The sequence below is a fragment of the Achromobacter anxifer genome (assembly GCF_903652925.1).
Taxonomy (GTDB): Bacteria; Pseudomonadota; Gammaproteobacteria; order Burkholderiales; family Burkholderiaceae_B; genus Achromobacter; species Achromobacter anxifer.
In genome coordinates this window covers 56,646-70,711 of sequence record NZ_CAHLAR010000009.1, presented here as the reverse complement: position 1 = coordinate 70,711, position 14,066 = coordinate 56,646, and the positions used below count along the sequence as shown (strand labels likewise).

Below are 14,066 nucleotides of genomic sequence, written 5' to 3'. Positions count from 1 at the left end.
GGACATGCGGACAGACAACAGGAAGGAGCCCGCCGAGGGCGAAATCATCGAGACTGAACTGCTGGTGCTGGGCGGCGGGCCGGGAGGCTATACCGCGGCGTTCCGCGCGGCCGACCTGGGGCTTGCCGTGACGCTGGTCGACGAGCGGCCGGCCCTCGGCGGCGTATGCCTGAACGTGGGCTGCATTCCCTCCAAGGCGCTGCTGCACGCGGCCCGCGCGCTGGAAGAGACGCGCGGCCTGCATGAGCTGGGCATAGAGTTCGGCGAGCCCCGCATCCGCCTGGAGCGGCTGCGGCACTGGAAGGAAGCGCTGGTGGCCAAGCTGAACGGCGGGCTGGCCGGCCTGGCGCGGCGGCGCAAGGTCCGCGTGATGAACGGCCGGGGCCAGTTCACCGGCCCCGGCACGCTGGCGGTCGAGGGGGGCCCTTCGGTGCGCTTCAAGCAGGCCATCGTGGCCGTGGGTTCTCACCCCGTGCGCCTGCCGGGCCTCCCGCAAGACCCGCGCATCATGGATTCCAGTGATGCCCTGGCGCTCCAGAATGTGCCAGGCCGCCTGCTGGTGGTGGGCGGGGGGATCATCGGCATGGAGCTCGCCACGGTATACGCGGCGCTGGGCGCCCGCGTCACGGTAATGGAGCTGACGGACGGCCTGCTGCCAGGATGCGACCGCGACCTGGTGCAGCCGCTTGAGCTGCGCATGGCCGGCCGCTACGAGGCCATCCTGACCGGCACCCGCATGGTCTCGGCCAGCGCCCGCGACGACGGCGTACATGTGGCGTTCGACGGGCCGCAAGGCGCCGGACCTCAGGTGTATGATGCCGTCTTGGTTGCGGCGGGCCGCCGGCCCAACGGGGCCAGGATAGGCGCGGATCTTGCGGGAGTCCATGTGGATGAACGCGGTTTCATCCGCGTGGACGCGCAGCAGCGCACCAATGTTCCGCACATTTTTGCCATAGGCGACGTCGTCGGCGAACCGATGCTGGCGCACAAGGCGGCCTACGAGGGCAAGGTGGCCGCGGAGGCGGCGGCGGGCAGGAAGGCCGGCAACGACGCCAAGGTCATTCCGGCAGTGGCCTACACGGATCCCGAGGTGGCGTGGGTGGGCTTGACCGAGACCGCCGCGCGCCGCGACGGCGTGGCGTTCGAGTCGGCCAGCTTTCCCTGGGCCGCCAGCGGCCGCGCGCTGAGCCTGGGGCGGGGCGAGGGACTGACCAAGATCCTCGTCGACCCCGAGACCCGCGTCTTGCTGGGGGTGGGTATCGTGGGGCCGCAGGCCGGCGACCTGATTGCGGAGGCGGCGCTGGCTATCGAGATGGGCGCGGAGCCCGGCGACATCGCGCTCACCATACATCCGCACCCGACCTTGTCGGAGACGCTGGCGTTTGCCGCAGAGGCGTACGAGGGGACGCTCACCGAGTTGTTCCTCTCAGGGAAAAAAAGTTAAATATGCGGCCGGTCCACGCAATTCACCGGGAGGGTTTGATCAGTGGCGACATGGAATAACTCGGTGCCCACGCACAAGGTGATGCACCAATTGAAGCGCGAAGCGCTGCTGCGCCAGGCGATTGCCGCATTCAACCAGAAGGGGTTCCACGCCACTTCCCTGGGAGACATCGCGACCAGCCTGGGCGTCACCAAGGCGGCGCTCTACCACTATTTCCCGAACAAGCATGCCTTGTTGTACGAGGCGTTCGCCGAGGCGCTGCGTGTGGGTTTCGAGGCCATCGAAGCGGCGGAACGCCATGGCGGCACCGGCCTGGACAAGTTGCAGTTCGCGCTGCGCGACTACCTGGAGGTGACGCTCAGCGAAATGAGCCGCTGCGTCATCATCACGGAAGAGCACGCGCTGGAACCGGACGACCGCGCGGAGATCGTCAAGCAGCGCGACCGCTTCGAAGCCAAGCTGCGCGCCTTCGTGCGCGAGGGCATGGAGGACGGCAGCATCATCCAGTGCGATCCCAAGCTGGCCATTTTTTCCATTTTCGGGGCGGTGAACTGGGTGCCGAAGTGGTATTCGGACTCGGGCGAATGGAACAACAAGCAACTGGCCCGGGGCATGTCCGAGCTGCTGTGCCGCTCGATCGCCAGCAAGCCGCCGGAGGCGTTCGCGCCCGACCTGGGCAAGATGCAGGTGGAATAGGCGCACCGCGGGGCGCGGATTTCAGTTCTAATCTCGGTCTATCCAGCAAAACGCCATCACGTCGGCTGCCCCGCGCGGCCTGCCAGACCGGGAAAGAACAGAATGAGAACATCCTTGCTTTTCGTGGCCGCCATCGTGACCGGCTGCGCCAGCAGTTCCGGCAACCTGCTGACCGAGGAGAAGGTGCAGGCCATCCGGCTCAACGTCACCACCTACGACGAAATGGTCCGTGACTACGGGCCGCCGCGGTCCCAGCACTTGGGCGGGGACGGGCTGACCACCGCCACGTGGTTCTATTTCAACAATAGCGACTACGGCGCGATGGAAGACCAGCAGACGCTGACGGTGATCTTCAATCCGGACCGCACGGTCAAGGACTACGTGAACGCGTCCGCCGGATCGGGCAAGCGGCGCTAGGGCGCGCGATCCCTCAAAGCACCAGCTTCAGGCCGATGGCGAACATGGCCGCGGCGACGCAGGCGTCCAGCACGCGCCAGGCGTTGGGGTTGGCGAAGACCGGCCGCAACAGGCGCGCGCCGTAGCCCAGCGCGAAAAAGAAGACGAACGAGGCCGAGATCGCGCCCAGCGCGAAGGCGGTCTTGTGGCCGTCGTACTGGCTGGAAACCGAACCCAGCAGCACCACGGTGTCCAGATACACGTGCGGGTTGAGCCAGGTGAGCGCCAGGCAGGTCGCCAGCGCGGCATAGCGTCCGGCGGCCTTGGTCGACGAAGGCGTCAGGCTGTCGTGGCGGGCGCGCAGCGCCGACCGCAGGCTGCGCGCGGCGTAGGCGAACAGGAACAGCGCGCCGCCGTAGCGCAAGGCTGGTTCCAGCCAGGGCAGGGCGCCGACGGCCAGGCCGAAGCCGGCCACGCCGGCGCTGATCAGAATGGCGTCGGACAGGGCGCAGGCCAGGCAGACGACGAAAACGTGTTCCTGGCGCAGTCCCTGGCGCAGGACGAAGGCGTTCTGCGCGCCGATTGCCATGATGAGGCTCAGGCCGAGCAGGAATCCGGGGAGGTAGGCGGTGGTCATCGATACCCTTGAACGTAGGGCGACAGACTAGCCTTGCCTGGATGATTAGGACAGCTAATTATCCTAATCCATATTCAGTTTTTCTAAATATGAAAAAACGCCCGGGCGAACCCGGGCGCATCGATCCGTCCGTCAGGCTTCAGAACATGTGGCGGATGCCCGCCGAGGTCTGCAGCGTATGGGACTCGCGGATGTCCAGGCGATTGACGTAGGCGTAGAGGTTGGTGCGCTTGGACAGGTCGTACTGGTAGCCCAGCGCCCAGCCGGTGATGTCGGAGGATGTGGCGCGCTGGTACGAGGCCATGACCTTGCCCGCCTTGCCGGTCGGCACCGTGACGCCGGCGATGTAGGAATTGACGTTGTCATAGCCGGCGGACGGGCCGCTGTTGGCGTTGCGCAGATTGCCATAGGTGCCGTGCAGCGTGATCCATTCGAAGTCGTAGGAACCCGCAGCCTGGAAGTTGGTGGCGGTCTTCTTGTTGGGCTGCAGCGAGTTCGGGTTCAGGCGTTCATAGGTGAGCGCCGCGGCGACGGGACCCTTGTTGTAGCGCAGGCCCGCGGTCAGGACGCGGTCGTGGGCGTCGGTGGCGAACTCGGCGCCGTCGTTGGCCTCGAAGCTGTAGCCCAGGCCGGCCTGCCAGCCGTTCATCCGGGGCGTGGCGTAGAACACGGCATTGTTGACGCGGCCACCGGCGCCGAAGTCGCCGTCGTTGTAGCCCAGCACGGCGTTGTTGGAGCTCTGGCTCCAGCCAGTGCCGAACGGCGAGCCCACGCCAGCCCATTCGAAACCGTAGACCCATTGGCGGCCCAGGCGCACTTCGCCGAAGCCGCCGGCCAGGCCGACGTAGGCCCAGCGTCCGAACATGCGTCCCTGCGCCTGGGTGCCGTTGTTGGCGTTGAAGCCGCTTTCAAGGCGGAACACGGCCTTGTAGCCGTCGCCCAGGTCCTCGCTGCCGCGCAGGCCCCAGCGCGAACCGGACTGGTTGCCGCTTTTCTGGCGCAGGCTGGATTCGCCGTCCTTGCGCTCATAGAGCATGCCCAGGTCGACCAGGCCGTACAGCGTGACCGAACTGCTTTCGGCGGCTTGCACGGGACTCATGCAGGAAAGGGCCAGCGCGGCGCCCAGAAGTTTGCGTTGTCTCAGTTTTCTTTTCATGGTGATCCCCATTGGTGTTGTGCTGCGGATGGACGAGCGGCCCCTGCCGCCCGCGTGGCGCGCGGGAGGAAGGGGGTAAAAACGGATGGGCGGGTCAGGGAGCCGGCAAGGGCGTCAGCGCTTGCGGATCGGCGATATGCAGCGTCACGCTGCAGCCATGGACCGGCGAGAGATGCAGGGTGTTGAGGGCGACACGCTTTTCGCGGGCATCGGCCGCCGTCTCCCCGCTATTGGGATTGACGTCGTACTTGGGAAAGTTGCTGCTGGAGATGTCCAGCCTGATCCGGTGGCCCCGCTTGAACAGATTGCAGGTGGCGAAGGGCTCGATGGTGATCTCATAGACCTTGCCGGGTTCCAGCGCGGCCGGCTTTTCCCAGGACTCATGGAAGCGGCAGCGGAAGATGCCGTCGGTCAGGTTCAGCGCATAGCCTTCCGGATAATCGGGGTTGGCGGGATAGACGTCGATCAGCTTGGCGGTGAAGTCGGTGTCGGGGCAGTCGGACGAGATGCTGAGCCTGACCACGACCGGGCCAACCACGGCGAGGTCCTGCTCCAGCGGTTCGGTCTGGAACACCACCACGTCGTCGCGCGAGGCCAGCGGCAGGCCGGCCTGCTCGATGCCGAAGAAGCGGGCGTCCTCGCGCTGGTCGAAGCCGCCGCCCACGAACACCGGCTGGCCGGAGGTCAGCGCGCCGCCGATGGTGGGCACGGGACGCCGCGGATCGGCCTGGTAGCGGATGCGGGCGTCCTGCGCTTGCGGCGGTTCCCGCCGCAGGCCGCCGTCGGCATGCAGGAAATAGGGGGTGGGGCGGGCTTGCGGCACGGGCCAGGTGGCGGCCTGCACCCACTGGCCGCCGTGCTCGAAGCGGCCCTGCGCGTCGCGCCGGCCGCTGCCGCCGCCCATCAGGAACAGGCGGGCCACGGGGTCCGCGGCGGCCGGGCTGGCGTCCTGCTGCAGCCAGCGGCGGAACCAGGCCAGGCGGAACTCCAGCCAGTTCCGGGCGATGTGGCCGTCGAAGGCCGCGGCGGCGCCGAACTCGGCGTCGCCGCTATGCGTGATGTTGCGGTCGCCATGCAGCCAGGGACCCATGATGAGCCGCAGCGGCGCGTTGCGGCCCGCGCCCAGGCCCTCGAAGTTCTCCATGGTCGTGCGCACGTAGGCGTCGTACCAGCTGGACATCAGCACGACCGGAATGTCGGGGATGGCGTCGTAATAGCCCTGGGCGTAGATGCCCAGCTGGCGCCAGGACTCGTCGAAGCATTCGGCGCGCCACTGTTCGAACAGGTAGTCCTCGTACTCGGGCACGGCCGACAGCGGCGAATGGCCCGGGCGCCAGGGCATGCGCATGAACCACTGGCGGATGTCCTGGGCTTCGAGCGCGGCCAGCACCACCGGGTCTTCCTGCGCGGCCGGGCTGAGCTTGGCCTGCTTGTAGGCCCAGGTCGCCTGCTTCAGTTCGAAGGCGCCGGATTGGCGGATGCCGCATTGGTAGCCGTTGGAAAAGCCACCGGAGTCCAGCACCATGCAGGCCAGGCCGGGCGGGTTCAGGCAGGCCAGCGCCATTTGCGTGTGCGCGCCATACGACAGCCCCATGGTGCCGATCCTGCCGTTGCACCAGGGCTGGGCCGTGATCCAGGCCATGGTGTCGTAGCCGTCCTCGCCTTCGGACAGGTATTTGGTGAACTGGCCTTCGGAGTCGTAGCGGCCGCGGCAGTCCTGGAACACGACGGCAAAGCCGTGCTGCGCGAAGTAGCGCGCGATGTCGGGGCGCGGCTGGCCTTGCACGCCGCCAAGCTGCTCGGAACGGGAGATGTCGGCCTTGCCGTAGGGCGTGCGTTCAAGAATGACGGGCAGGGCCGCGTCCGTGCCGGGCCGGTAGCCGGGGGGAAAGTACACGTCGGTCGCCAGCAGCACGCCGTCGCGCGTGCGCACTTTCTGGTTGGACAGGTCCGCGAGGGGGCGGGTGGGGCTCATTTTGCTTCCTGTATGTAGACCATGGAGGTCCGTTCCAGCTTGTTGGCGCGCACCACGATGCCGTCGCGCGCTGCCCAGAAGACGACCGGGAAATAGAGGGGCACGATGCCGACGTCATTGAAGGCGGCTTCGGCGGCCTGGCGCAGCAGCTGGTTGCGTGCGTCGGTGTCGAACTCGGTGGCGGCCTGCGCCAGCAGGCGGTCCACCTCGGGGTTGGAGTAGCGCGCGCGGTTGAAGGCGCCGGTGCCGGCGGCCTTGTCGTAGGTGGCCAGCACGTTGGTCAGGCCGTTGGACGAATCGCTGGTGCTGTTGCCGTACGAGAAGATGAAGGCGCTGTACTGCTGCTTGCTGCTGGCGCCGGCGTAGACGTTGTAGGGCTGGGTGACCACGCCGTTGATGCGCAGGCCGGCGCGCGCCATCATCTGCGCCAGCGCCTGCGCCAAGTCGCCGTCGCTGGCGAAGCGGTCGTTGGACGAATGCACCGTCAGGCCGAAGCCCTTGGGATAGCCGGCCTCGGCCAGCAGCTTGCGCGCGCCTTCCAGGTCATAGGCGGTCGGCGGCAGCGCGGGCGAGTAGCCGCCCAGCCCTTCGGGCACCATCTGGCCCGCGGGCACGCCGGCGCCGCTCAGCAGGCGATCGGTGATGGGCCCGCGCATGAACATCATCGAGATGGCGCGGCGCACCCGCACGTCCTTCAGCGGATTGACGTCCATGGGCTTGCCCTGCGCGTCGGTGACATACGGACTCTTGTCGCGCGCCGAATCCAGCGCCAGGTAGATCAGGCGCGCCGAGGCGGACTGGTACAGCACGTAGCCGGGACGGCTTTGCAGCTTCCTGGTGTCGGTGGGCGGCACGCTGTCGATCAGGTCGACCGAGCCCGACAGCAGGGCGGCCAGGCGCGCGGCGTCGTTGGAGATGTAGCGGATCACGACGCGGTCGAAGTCCGGGCGCTTGCCCCAGTACTGGTCGTTGCGTTCCAGCTCCAGGCTGTCGCCCGGCTGCCAGCGCTTGTACTTGTAGGGGCCGGTGCCGATGGCGGCCCGCCCGGCATTGAAGTCTTCCGAGCTGCGGCCCTCGGCCGCGTGGCGCGACAGGATGTAGACCAGGCCGATCTGCTCCATCAGGTCGGGCGTGGGCTGCTTGCTGCGGATGCGCAGCGTCAGCGGGTCCACCACTTCGATGGCGGCGATGGAGCGCACCGCGCCGGTGAAAGGCGCAGGGCTGTTCGGCACCTTGGGCGCGCGCTGCAGCGAGAACACCACGTCGTCGGCCGTGAACGGCGAGCCGTCATGGAAGCGCACGCCGGGCCGCAGATGGATTTCCCACAGCGTCGGCTCCAGCGCCTGCCACGACACCGCCAGGCCGGGGCGGATCTGCATGTTCTCGTCGGTCGACACCAGACGTTCGAAAATGTTCTCGGCCGCCGCCTGGTTGTTGCCCGTGCGCGAGAACAGCGGGTCCATGGACGAGGGTTCGCTTGAGTGGCCGATGGTCAGCAGCGGACGGGCAGCGGCGCCGGCGCCTGCCGCCAGCAAGGTCACAATGAGCAGGGCCCGCAAGCCGCTGCGCAACAGAGAGGGTTTGAGACTTGCGGCTTTCATGGACGGAGGATTCCTTGCGCTGGCGCGTCCAGCAGATGACAGGCGGCGCGGCGGCCATTGCCCTGTTCCTGCAGCTCGGGCTGTTCGGTCTTGCAGCGCGGCATGGCGTGGGGGCAGCGCGGATGGAAATGGCAGCCGGGCGGCGGGTTCAGCGGCGAGGGGATCTCGCCCTTGATGGCGTGGAAGCGCCGCTTGCGGTTGGTCAGCCGCGGCACTTCTTCCAGCAGGGCCTGGGTGTAGGGATGCAGCGGCGCCTTGAAGATCTCGGCGGTGGGGCCGGATTCGACGATGCGGCCCAGGTACATGATGACGGTGCGGTCGCTGATGCGCTGCACGACGCCTAGGTCGTGGCTGATGAAGAGATAGGTCAGGCCCAGCGTCTCGCGCAGGTCCATGAACAGATTCAGGATCTGGGCCTGGATCGAGACGTCGAGCGCGGCGATGGATTCGTCGCAGATGAGAAAGCGCGGCTTGACCGCCAGCGCCCGGCCGATGCCCACGCGCTGGCGCTGGCCGCCGGAGAACTGGTGCGGGAAGCGGTTGCGGAAGTCCGGGTTCAGGCCCACCTGCCGCATCACCTCGACCACGTAGTCGTCGTAGTCGGCGCGCGCCACGATGCCATGAGCCAGCGGCGCTTCGCCGATGATGTCGCGCACGCGCTTGCGCGGGTTCAGCGAGGACATCGGGTCCTGGAAGATCATCTGCGTGGACATGCGTTGGGCGTGCGCGGCCTGCCCGGTCAGGGAGGAAAGCTCGCCGGCCGGCGTCAGCAGGGTGCCGGAGGTGGGCGGCAGGATCCCGGCCAGCACTCGGCCCAGGGTGGACTTGCCGCAGCCGGATTCGCCGACCAGGCCCACGACCTCGCCTTCGTGGATAGCCAGGTCCACCCGGTCCACCGCGTGCACCGTATGCGAGGCCACGCGCGCGCCCAGCAGCCCGGCCAGCCTTTCGGCGTAGTCGGGACGCTTCACGAACAGGCGCGATACCTGCTGGGCCTGCATCAGGATGGGCGTGTTCAAGAGAGGGCTCCTGTCTGGGGGTGAAAGCAGCGCAGCGTGCGTTCCTGTTCGGCCGTGATCTGCGGCTGTTCTTCGCGGCAGCGCAGCGTGGCGTGCGCGCAGCGCGGGCTGAAGGCACAGCCCTGCGGCAGCGCCAGCGGCGAGGGCGCCATGCCGGGGATCTGGTAGAGACGCGCGCCGCCCTGGTCGTTGCTGGGCACCGAGCCGATGAGGCCGACCGTGTAGGGATGGCGGGGATGGTCGAGGATGTCCGAGGTGAGGCCGGACTCCACCACGCGGCCCGCATACATCACGCAGACGCGGTCGGCCAGGCCGGCGACCACGGCCAGGTCGTGGCTGACCCAGACCATGGCGGTGCCGGTTTCGGCGCAGAGCTTCTGCATTTCGGCCAGGATCTGGGCCTGGATGGTCACGTCCAGCGCGGTGGTCGGCTCGTCGGCAATGATGAGGTCGGGCTTGTGCAGCATGGCGATGGCGATCGCCACGCGCTGGCGCATGCCGCCCGAGAGCTGGTGCGGATAAGCCTTCAGGCGCTCTTCGGGCGAGGGGATGCCCACCGCGGCCAGCGTGTCACGGGCGCGGGCCCAGGCGGCCTTGCGGCTGCAGCGCTCGTGCGCCTGCACGGTCTCGACCATCTGCGTTTCGATGCGGAACACCGGGTTCAGGGTCATCATGGGGTCCTGGAACACCATGGCGATGCGGTTGCCGCGCAGTTCGCGCAGCTCTTCGGCCGATAGCGTGGCCAGGTCGCGGCCCTTGAACAGGATCTGGCCGCCGTCGATGCGTCCGGGCGGGTCGATGAGGCCCAGCACGGAGAAGCCCGTGATGGACTTGCCCGAACCGGACTCGCCGACCAGGCCCAGGATCTCGCCCGGGTGGACGTCGAAGCTCACGTCGTCGACCGCGCGCACCACACCCGCTCGGGTGTGGAACCAGGTGCGCAGGTTCCTGACGGAAAGCGTGGGAATTGCCGGATTCATGGGGCTTCCTATTTCTGCAGGCGGGGGTTGAGCGCTTCGCGGATGCGATCGCCCACGATGTTCATGGTGAAGACCACCGTCAGCAGCAGGACGCCCGGGTAGACGCTGATCCAGTACAGGCCGGCCAGCATCTGCTGGTAGCCGTTGGCGATCAGCAGGCCCAGCGAGGGCTCGGTGACCGGCAGGCCGATGCCGAGGAAGCTGAGCGTGGCTTCGGCCGCGATGGCGTTGGCCGTCTGGATCATGGCGATCACGATGACCGGCGGCACGCAATTGGGCAGCAATTGGCTGAAGAGCGCGCGCCGGTGGCTCAGGCCCAGGCAGAGCGCGGCCTCCATGTATTCCTTGCGCCGTTCGACCACGGCGGTGGCGCGCACCGCCCGCGCGAAGTAGGCCCACTGCACCACCACCAGGGCGAAGATGACCTTGTCCAGGCCCTGTCCCAGGATGGCCAGCATCATCAGCGCGACCAGGATGGTGGGAAAGCCTAGCATCAGGTCGACCAGCCGCATGATCAGGGTGTCCACGCGGCCGCCGAAGTAGGCGGCGGCCAGTCCCAGCACGGTGCCCACCACCATGGCGAACAGGCCGCTGAGCACGCCCACGCCCAGGCTGGTGCGCAGGCCATACATCATGGCCGACAGCATGTCGCGCCCCTGCGCGTCGGTGCCCAGCCAGTAGGTGTCGCCGTAGACGCCGACGCTGCCGGGCGGCAGGCGGCCGTCCAGGATGGTGATGGCGGCAAGGTCATACGGGTTTTGCGGCGCGATCCAGCTGGCGAACAGCGCGGCCAGGACCAGCACACCCAGGATCGCGGCCGCGATGCTGGCGGCGCGGCTGTCGAGCACGCCGTACAGGGCCTGGCCCAGCGTGGTTTCGCGGTTGAGTTTCATGGCGGCGGATTTCATTCGGCGGCCCCCACGCGGACACGGGGATCGAGGACGGAGTAGATGATGTCCACCAGCAGATTGAGCAGGATGAACATGGTCACCACGATGAGCAGGTAGGCGACCACGACGGGGCGGTCGAGCTTCATGATGCTGTCGATGATGAGCTTGCCCACGCCGGGCCAGGCGAAGATGGTTTCGGTGACCGTGGCAAACGCGATCATCGAGCCGAACTCCATGCCGACGACGGTCACGATGGGGATCATGATGTTCTTCAGCACGTGCATGTAGATCACGCGCGACTCGCGCAGGCCCTTGGCGCGCGCGAACTTCACGTAGTCCAGCGGCATGGTCTCGCGCACGCCGCTGCGCGTCAGGCGCACGATGAGGGCGATCTTGAAGAGCGCCAGGTTCAGCGCCGGCAGGATCAGGTGACGGATGCCATCCCAGGAAGCCAGGCTGGTCTGGATGCCCAGCACTTCGCCGGTGGGTCCGCGCCCGGTGGAGGGCAGCCAGCCCAGCGTCACCGAGAAGATCAGCACCAGCATGATGCCCTGCCAGAAGTTGGGCAGGGAGAAGCCCAGGATGGAGCCGGTCATGATGCCGCGGTCCAGCGCCGAATCGGGCTTCAGGCCCGCGACCAGTCCCAGTGGCAGGCCGATGGCCAGGGCCAGCAGCAGGGCGACGAATGCCAGTTCCAGCGTGGCCGGCAGGCGTTGCAGGATGAGCTGGATGGCGGGCTGGTTGTAGACAAAGGACGTGCCCAGGTCGCCGTGCAGCGCGTTGCCGACGAACTTCAGGTACTGCTGGTAGAGCGGCAGGTCCAGGCCCAGCGAGGCCACGGCCTGGGCGATTTCCGCCTGCGAGGCGTCGGCCGGCACCAGGATCTCGATGGGGTCGCCGATGGCATAGACGCCGGCGAACACGATGAGCGACGTCAGGGCCAGGATCACGACGCTTTGGCAGAGCCGGCGGATAATGAACGCGGTCATGGCGCGGTGCGGCGACAGGAGGGGCGTGGGACAGCAGCGCGCATTTTGGCTCCTTGCGATTCGGCGCTAGTACGGATTGATTACGGATTGCTGAATGGGCAGAATCCGCGGTTGCCGGCATGTTCGAGCCAACGCGAGGGCTTGGCAACCGTATGCTGGGCCGGCATGCGTCTATGTGAATTCCGCCAAATTTGGTGCTAACCCTAAGATACGGGCAGACCGCCGCCATCGGCACGCCCGCGACGACGATGAATTTCAAGCAGCTAGAGGCCTTCCTGGCCTTCATGACTACCGGGTCGACCATCGAGGCCGCGCAGCGGCTGGGGACCTCCCAGCCCGCCGTCAGCCGCCTGCTCAGCCAGTTCGAGTCCGATCTGGGGCTGCCCCTGTTCATGCGGCGCAAGGGACGGCTGGTACCCAACAGCGAGGCCGAGGCCTTGCTGCCGGACGTGCAGAACATGATCCTGAATGCCAACTCGCTGCAACGCCACGTCAACCAGCTGCGCCTGGGCGGACTGCGGCGCACGCTGATGCGGGTGCAGTTGCCCAGCTCGGTCGCGCAGACCGTCATGCCGGCCGTGGCCGAATCCTTTCTGAACGATCATCCCGACGTGGCGCTGGAAGTGCTGGTCGGCACCTACGAAACCAGCGAGGCCGCGGTGCTGGGGCGCGAGGCCGATCTGGCGCTGGTGCGCTCGCCGACCTTGAATTCGGGGCTGGAAACGGTGGCGCGCCTGGACACGGATGCCGTGTGCATCGTGCCGCCCGGCCATGCGCTGGAAGCCTTGCCCGAGGTCGGACCGGGCGATCTCATCGGCGTCGACATGGTGCTGCTGGGACGCCAGCGCCTCTTGCGCCAGCAGATCGACCAGGTGTTCCGCCAGGGCGGCATGGTGCCGCAGATCCGCGCCGAGGTGCATGCGGTGGAAATGGCCTGTCGGCTGGTGGCGCGCGGCATCGGCGTGTCCGTGGTCAACGGCCTGTTCGCGCGCTTGTGCCAGGACATGGGCGTGATCTGCAAGCCCTTTGCGCCGCGCATCGGCTACAGCCTGGGCATGGTCACGCTTGCCGGCGAACCCCGCAGTCCGCTGGTGCTGGAGCTGTCGCGCCGCATCATCGACGAGATGTCGCGCATGGCGGGCAGCGATGCGTTTACGCTGGTGGAGCCTTGACGCGCAGGGATCGCGGCCCCGGATGCCTTGCAGCTTCCGGGGCTGGGGCGCGCCCGGCCAGGTCGTTTATCAGGCCAATCATCAGGCCAATGATCAGCCTGCTTATCAGCCCGCTTAATCGGCCTTCATGCCGGCCGACTTGACGATGGCGCCCAGCCGCTGGTCCTCGGCGGCGATGAACTGCTTGAAGTGCGCCACGCTGCCCGGTATCGGCTCATAGCCGGCATCGTTCAACTGCTGTTTGATCGACGGCGTTTCCATGACCTGGGAGATGGCGCGGTTCATGGCGTCGACGATGGGGCCGGGAGTGCCCTTGGGCGCATACATGCCGCCCCAGTGCGTGATCTGGATCTGCGGGAAGCCCTGTTCCGCGGTGGTGGGCGTGGACGGCAGCAGCGGTGTGCGGTGGTCGGCGGTCGCCGCCAGGGCGCGTACACGGCCGGCAGTCACGTAGTTGCGGATCGACACGCTGGCCTCGGAAGCGGCGTCGACCTGCCCGCCCATCAGCGCCGCCGAGCTTTCCGATCCGCTCTTGTACGGCACGATCGTCACCGGAACGTTGAGCGCCTGGCCCAGCATTTCACCGACAAAGTGCCCTGTGCTGCCGGTGCCCGCGGTGGCGAACAGGATGGGGTGTCCGCCCGCGCCGGCCTTCTTCTGCCAGTCCTTCAGCGTGTGGATGTCGCTCTTGGCGCTGACCACGATGACCGAGGCCGACTCGAACAGCAGTCCGACCGGCGTCAGGTCGGAGTCCTCGTACGGCATCTTGGCGCGCAGCATCTTGTTGGTGATGGCGCCGTTGCCTGCCACCAGGAAGGTGTAGCCGTCGGGATCGCTCTTGGCGACCATGTCGGAGCCGATCAGGCCGCCCGCGCCGGGCCGGTTGTCGATGACCACGGGCTGCTTCAGGTGGTCCGACAGGCCGGTCGCGAAGATGCGCGTCATGGCGTCGAGTTGGCCTCCGGCGGAAAACGGCACGATCAGCCGCAGCGGCTTGGCCGGCCAGTCGGCGGCCTGCGCCGCGCAGGCCAGCGTCAGCCCGGCCAGCAGCGCCAGGGCGCGCAGGGGCGCGCGTAGTCGTTTTGCATGCATGTCTGTCTCCTTGGTGGTG

13 protein-coding genes are annotated in these 14,066 nt (G+C 67.5%); 4 read left to right on the top strand and 9 right to left on the bottom strand.

Annotated features, from left to right (window positions below; genetic code table 11):
• The first annotated feature begins 4 nt into the window (after positions 1 to 4).
• The 3 genes from lpdA to bamE all read left to right on the top strand — a co-directional run bounded on the left by lpdA (position 5) and on the right by bamE (position 2,557).
• Complete coding sequence (gene lpdA, locus HWY37_RS25000) at positions 5 to 1,444, top strand: dihydrolipoyl dehydrogenase (protein ID WP_176090091.1); 1,440 nt, start codon at positions 5 to 7, stop codon at positions 1,442 to 1,444.
• A 42-nt stretch (positions 1,445 to 1,486) separates the two neighbouring features.
• On the top strand, positions 1,487 to 2,140 hold the full coding sequence (locus HWY37_RS24995; protein ID WP_175206255.1) for a TetR/AcrR family transcriptional regulator: 654 nt from the start codon (positions 1,487 to 1,489) through the stop codon (positions 2,138 to 2,140).
• A gap of 102 nt (positions 2,141 to 2,242) precedes the next feature.
• Entirely contained in the window at positions 2,243 to 2,557 is a 315-nt protein-coding gene (bamE, locus tag HWY37_RS24990; RefSeq protein WP_175206256.1) for an outer membrane protein assembly factor BamE domain-containing protein, read from the top strand.
• Positions 2,558 to 2,570: 13 nt separating this feature from the next.
• Here bamE and HWY37_RS24985 read toward each other — a convergent pair whose 3' ends face one another.
• The 8 genes from HWY37_RS24985 to HWY37_RS24950 form a co-directional block, all read right to left on the bottom strand.
• Entirely contained in the window at positions 2,571 to 3,173 is a 603-nt protein-coding gene (locus HWY37_RS24985) for a LysE/ArgO family amino acid transporter (RefSeq protein WP_175206257.1), read from the bottom strand.
• Positions 3,174 to 3,312: 139 nt separating this feature from the next.
• Positions 3,313 to 4,329: a porin gene (locus HWY37_RS24980; RefSeq protein ID WP_175206258.1), complete on the bottom strand. Its 1,017-nt coding sequence runs from the start codon at positions 4,327 to 4,329 to the stop codon at positions 3,313 to 3,315.
• A 94-nt stretch (positions 4,330 to 4,423) separates the two neighbouring features.
• Positions 4,424 to 6,304 carry a CocE/NonD family hydrolase gene (locus HWY37_RS24975; RefSeq protein ID WP_175206259.1) on the bottom strand — a complete coding sequence of 627 codons (1,881 nt, stop codon included), beginning with the start codon at positions 6,302 to 6,304 and terminating at the stop codon, positions 4,424 to 4,426.
• Positions 6,301 to 7,905 (bottom strand): ABC transporter substrate-binding protein, encoded by a 1,605-nt coding sequence (locus HWY37_RS24970; RefSeq protein ID WP_176090090.1) that lies wholly within the window; start codon positions 7,903 to 7,905, stop codon positions 6,301 to 6,303. Before HWY37_RS24970 ends, HWY37_RS24975 begins: the two co-directional genes overlap by 4 nt.
• A complete protein-coding gene (locus HWY37_RS24965; RefSeq protein ID WP_176090168.1) occupies positions 7,902 to 8,906 on the bottom strand; it encodes an ABC transporter ATP-binding protein in 1,005 nt (334 codons plus the stop codon). The genes HWY37_RS24970 and HWY37_RS24965 overlap by 4 nt, the downstream gene beginning before the upstream one ends.
• Before the next feature lie 14 nt (positions 8,907 to 8,920).
• Positions 8,921 to 9,904, bottom strand: a complete 984-nt coding sequence (locus HWY37_RS24960) for an ABC transporter ATP-binding protein (protein WP_176090089.1) — start codon at positions 9,902 to 9,904, stop codon at positions 8,921 to 8,923.
• 8 nt (positions 9,905 to 9,912) lie between these two features.
• Positions 9,913 to 10,797 (bottom strand): ABC transporter permease, encoded by an 885-nt coding sequence (locus tag HWY37_RS24955; RefSeq protein ID WP_223283369.1) that lies wholly within the window; start codon positions 10,795 to 10,797, stop codon positions 9,913 to 9,915.
• Between the two features lie 11 nt (positions 10,798 to 10,808).
• Positions 10,809 to 11,783 carry an ABC transporter permease gene (locus tag HWY37_RS24950; RefSeq protein WP_175181993.1) on the bottom strand — a complete coding sequence of 325 codons (975 nt, stop codon included), beginning with the start codon at positions 11,781 to 11,783 and terminating at the stop codon, positions 10,809 to 10,811.
• Positions 11,784 to 11,977: 194 nt separating this feature from the next.
• On the opposite strand from HWY37_RS24950, the gene HWY37_RS24945 reads away from it, so the two are divergent.
• Positions 11,978 to 12,955 carry a LysR substrate-binding domain-containing protein gene (locus HWY37_RS24945; RefSeq protein ID WP_246302400.1) on the top strand — a complete coding sequence of 326 codons (978 nt, stop codon included), beginning with the start codon at positions 11,978 to 11,980 and terminating at the stop codon, positions 12,953 to 12,955.
• A 114-nt stretch (positions 12,956 to 13,069) separates the two neighbouring features.
• On the opposite strand, the gene HWY37_RS24940 is transcribed toward HWY37_RS24945, so the two are convergent.
• Entirely contained in the window at positions 13,070 to 14,047 is a 978-nt protein-coding gene (locus HWY37_RS24940) for a Bug family tripartite tricarboxylate transporter substrate binding protein (protein ID WP_175206264.1), read from the bottom strand.
• Positions 14,048 to 14,066: the final 19 nt, after the last annotated feature.

Excerpts from the sequence above, each read along its gene's own strand:
- HWY37_RS24985 (WP_175206257.1), bottom strand. The coding sequence starts at position 3,173 with ATGACCACCGCCTACCTCCCCGGATTCCTGCTCGGCCTGAGCCTCATC.
- HWY37_RS24980 (WP_175206258.1), bottom strand. The coding sequence starts at position 4,329 with ATGAAAAGAAAACTGAGACAACGCAAACTTCTGGGCGCCGCGCTGGCC.
- HWY37_RS24965 (WP_176090168.1), bottom strand. The coding sequence starts at position 8,906 with ATGCAGGCCCAGCAGGTATCGCGCCTGTTCGTGAAGCGTCCCGACTAC.
- HWY37_RS24960 (WP_176090089.1), bottom strand. The coding sequence starts at position 9,904 with ATGAATCCGGCAATTCCCACGCTTTCCGTCAGGAACCTGCGCACCTGG.
- HWY37_RS24940 (WP_175206264.1), bottom strand. The coding sequence starts at position 14,047 with ATGCATGCAAAACGACTACGCGCGCCCCTGCGCGCCCTGGCGCTGCTG.
- lpdA (WP_176090091.1), top strand. The coding sequence starts at position 5 with ATGCGGACAGACAACAGGAAGGAGCCCGCCGAGGGCGAAATCATCGAG.
- HWY37_RS24970 (WP_176090090.1), bottom strand. The coding sequence starts at position 7,905 with ATGAAAGCCGCAAGTCTCAAACCCTCTCTGTTGCGCAGCGGCTTGCGG.
- HWY37_RS24950 (WP_175181993.1), bottom strand. The coding sequence starts at position 11,783 with ATGACCGCGTTCATTATCCGCCGGCTCTGCCAAAGCGTCGTGATCCTG.
- HWY37_RS24975 (WP_175206259.1), bottom strand. The coding sequence starts at position 6,304 with ATGAGCCCCACCCGCCCCCTCGCGGACCTGTCCAACCAGAAAGTGCGC.
- HWY37_RS24955 (WP_223283369.1), bottom strand. The coding sequence starts at position 10,797 with ATGAAACTCAACCGCGAAACCACGCTGGGCCAGGCCCTGTACGGCGTG.
- bamE (WP_175206256.1), top strand. The coding sequence starts at position 2,243 with ATGAGAACATCCTTGCTTTTCGTGGCCGCCATCGTGACCGGCTGCGCC.